A 3,114-nucleotide genomic window follows, 5' to 3' on the forward strand; every position below is an offset into this window, starting at 1 on the left:
CCAGCGCGAGCGTTGGCTCGACGCCACCGGCTCGATCAACCCGGCTCGCGTCGTCCTGGGCGACGGCGGCTGGGCCTCCTACGCGCGGCTCGGGCTCGGCGTCCTGCTCGTCACCGCGTCGTTCGGGCTCTTCGCGCTGCGGGGAGGCTCACTGGCGCTGGCCCGCGACGTCGCTCTCGCCGGGCTCGTCGGGGTGGTCGGGCTCGGACTCGTGGCCGTGCCGTGGTTGTTCCGCCTGGCCACCGAGCTCACTGCCGAGCGCGCCGAGCGTGTGCGCACCCAGGAGCGCGCCGACGTCGCGGCGCACCTGCACGACTCCGTGCTCCAGACCCTGGCCCTGATCCAGAAGAACGCCGGCGACGCGACCGCGGTGGCGCGGCTGGCGCGAGCCCAGGAGCGCGACCTGCGCTCGTGGCTGTACGTCGGGGAGTCGGCCGACGAGTCGACGCTCGCCAACGCGTTGCGCCAGGTCGCTGCCGAGGTCGAGGACGCCCACGGCGTCTCGGTGGACGTCGTGACCGTCGGCGACGTCGACCTCGACGACGAGCTCCGCGTGATCGTGGCCGCCACCCGGGAATCGCTGACCAACGCCGCCAAGCATGCCGGGGTGGCTCAGGTCGACGTCTACGCCGAGATCGGGCACGTCGGCGTCGACGTCTTCGTGCGCGACCGCGGGTGCGGGTTCGTGCTCGAGGAGACTCCGGACGACCGCTACGGCGTGCGCCACAGCATCATCGACCGGATGGTGCGCCACGGCGGCCGGGCCGAGATCCGCACGGCCCCCGGCGAGGGCACCGAGGTGCGCCTGCACCTCTCGATCGACCACCAGCACGAGGAAGCCACCGATGCCTGAGCCTGAGATCCCCACCGCGGAGAGCAGCGTCGTGCGCGTGGTCGTCGTCGACGACCACGCGATGTTCCGACGCGGGGTGCGTGCCGAGCTGGAGGCGTCGGGGGCCGGCGAGGTCGAGGTCCTGGCCGAGGCCGCCGACGTCGACGAGGCCGTCGCGGCCGTCGCCCGGCACCGGCCGGACGTCGTCCTGCTCGACGTGCACCTGCCCGGCGGCGGCGGTGTCGAGGTGATGCGGCGCGGCGCTGCCGACGAGGTCACCACCCGTTACCTGGCCCTGTCGGTCTCCGACGCCGCCGAGGACGTCATCGGCACCATCCGCGGTGGAGCGCGGGGCTACGTCACCAAGACGATCACCGGACCCGAGCTGGTCTCGGCGATCCGCCGCGTGGCCGAGGGGGACGCTGTCTTCTCGCCGAGGCTGGCGGGATTCGTCCTCGACGCCTTCGCCGGCACCATCGAGCCTGCCGCGATCGACGAGGACCTGGATCGCCTGACCGAGCGGGAGCGCGAGGTGATGCGACTGATCGCGCGCGGCTACGCCTACAAGGAGGTCGCCAAGGAGCTCTTCATCTCGATCAAGACGGTCGAGACCCACATGTCGTCGGTGCTGCGCAAGCTCCAGCTCTCCTCGCGTCACGAGCTCACCCGCTGGGCCTCCGACCGGCGACTGCTCTAGATGGGGTTCCGCTCCTGGTGCGGCCTGCTGGCGGCGGCGGTGCTGTTCTCCGGCTGCTCCCAGTCGGCGGCGCCCACTCCGACGCCTGGCATGTCGACTGCTCCAACGGTGGCCACGGCCGCCCCGACCCCGACGCCCGAACCCACGCCGTCGTACTCGACCTGGCCCCTGGGGGAGCGCGCTCTCCCGCTGCGTCCCGACGGCTTCGGGGAGATCAGGGCCACCCCTCCCTCGCTGCGCGAACGGCGCTACCCGACCGTCGACCTGCTCGCGCCGCCGGCCGACGGGCGCTTCTCGTCGTCGATCGGTCCGGTCACCGACGAGATCCTCGAGCAGATGGGGGAGACCTACCAGCCCGGCTGCCCCGTCACCCCGGAGGACCTGCGCTACGTGCAGGTCGTCTTCCGGGGCTTCGACGGAGCCGCCCACACCGGCGAGCTCGTGGTGGCGGCCTCCGAGGCCGCTGGCATCGTGTCGGTCTTCCGCACGCTCTTCCGGCTCGACTTCCCGATCGAGGAGATGCGGTTGATCACGACCGCCGACCTGGAGGCGCCCGCCACCGGTGACGGCAACAACACCGCGGCCTTCATCTGCCGACCGACCCGCGGCCAGGCCTCGCTGCTGTCGGCGCACGCCTACGGGCTGGCTCTCGACGTCAACCCGTTCCTCAACCCCTACGCCAAGGACGACGTCGTCCTGCCGGAGCGGGCGAGCAGCTATCTCGACCGGGACCGGGTGCGACCAGGGATGATCGAGGCGGACGGCCCGGTGGTGCGTGCCTTCGCCCGGATCGGGTGGTCGTGGGGCGGCGACTTCAGGACGCTCGAGGACTACCAGCACTTCTCGGCCCTGGCGCGCTGATCCTCCCGGTCCGCGCAACCCGATAGCCTCCGGCCATGGAGACCCTGCGCCTGATCCTGCTGATCGTCCACATCCTCGGATTCGCTGCCCTCATCGGTGGCCTGCTGGTCCAGGCCGGGCCGGGGGAGAAGAAGATCAACTCCGCGATGCGTGACGGCGTCGGCACGGCCTTCGTCGCGGGCCTCGCGCTCGTCGGGGTCCTCGAGAGCGGCGACGACCCGGTCAACCACGCGAAGATCGGCGTCAAGCTGCTGATCGGGCTCGTCCTTCTCGTGCTGATCATGGCCAACAGCCGCAAGACCAGCATCCCGAAGGGCCTGTGGGCCGGGCTGCTGGGACTCACGATCCTCAACGTCTGCATCGCAGTGCTCTGGTCGCCCGTCCACACCTTCTGACCTGACTAGTGCCGCGAACCGCGCGCTTCGATCGCGGGGTGGGGCTCGAGCCGTACGAGCATCCGGCCGACCTCCGGGTCCCCAGCTGAGCCAGAAAATACTTGCCGTTCGAACATGTGTTCGATAGCATGTCTGCATGATGTTTGCCGGTTCGCTCGAGTCTCAGGAGGTCCGCCGCTTCCGCGACGGCCTCCTGGCTGCGGTGCGGCCGGTCGGTGACGAGGTGGTCGCGGATCGGGCGCGGGTGGACCTGATCGCGGAGCTGGAGCGGTTGAAGTCGGCGGCGTGTGCGATCCAGGCCGAGCTGGCCGTCGACCTCGACGCCTCGG

The 3,114-nt window shown here is 71.1% G+C and carries 5 protein-coding genes; all 5 read left to right on the forward strand.

The window, feature by feature from the left end:
• Window positions 1-853, forward strand: an 853-nt coding sequence (locus VOI19_RS17140; protein ID WP_323794165.1) for a sensor histidine kinase, incomplete at its 5' end; no start/stop codon positions are given.
• Complete coding sequence (locus VOI19_RS17145; RefSeq protein WP_323794166.1) at window positions 846-1,529, forward strand: response regulator transcription factor; 684 nt, start codon at window positions 846-848, stop codon at window positions 1,527-1,529. The genes VOI19_RS17140 and VOI19_RS17145, both read left to right, overlap by 8 nt.
• Window positions 1,530-2,390: a M15 family metallopeptidase gene (locus tag VOI19_RS17150; RefSeq protein ID WP_323794167.1), complete on the forward strand. Its 861-nt coding sequence runs from the start codon at window positions 1,530-1,532 to the stop codon at window positions 2,388-2,390. It abuts the gene before it with no gap.
• A gap of 35 nt (window positions 2,391-2,425) precedes the next feature.
• Window positions 2,426-2,785 (forward strand): hypothetical protein, encoded by a 360-nt coding sequence (locus VOI19_RS17155; protein ID WP_323794168.1) that lies wholly within the window; start codon window positions 2,426-2,428, stop codon window positions 2,783-2,785.
• A gap of 136 nt (window positions 2,786-2,921) precedes the next feature.
• A partial coding sequence (locus tag VOI19_RS17160; RefSeq protein WP_323794169.1) for a hypothetical protein occupies window positions 2,922-3,114 on the forward strand: 193 nt, incomplete at its 3' end.

It is taken from the genome of Nocardioides sp. (genome assembly GCF_034670285.1).
GTDB lineage: Bacteria > Actinomycetota > Actinomycetes > Propionibacteriales > Nocardioidaceae > Nocardioides.

Excerpts from the sequence above, each read along its gene's own strand:
- VOI19_RS17145 (WP_323794166.1), top strand. The coding sequence starts at position 846 with ATGCCTGAGCCTGAGATCCCCACCGCGGAGAGCAGCGTCGTGCGCGTG.
- VOI19_RS17150 (WP_323794167.1), top strand. The coding sequence starts at position 1,530 with ATGGGGTTCCGCTCCTGGTGCGGCCTGCTGGCGGCGGCGGTGCTGTTC.
- VOI19_RS17155 (WP_323794168.1), top strand. The coding sequence starts at position 2,426 with ATGGAGACCCTGCGCCTGATCCTGCTGATCGTCCACATCCTCGGATTC.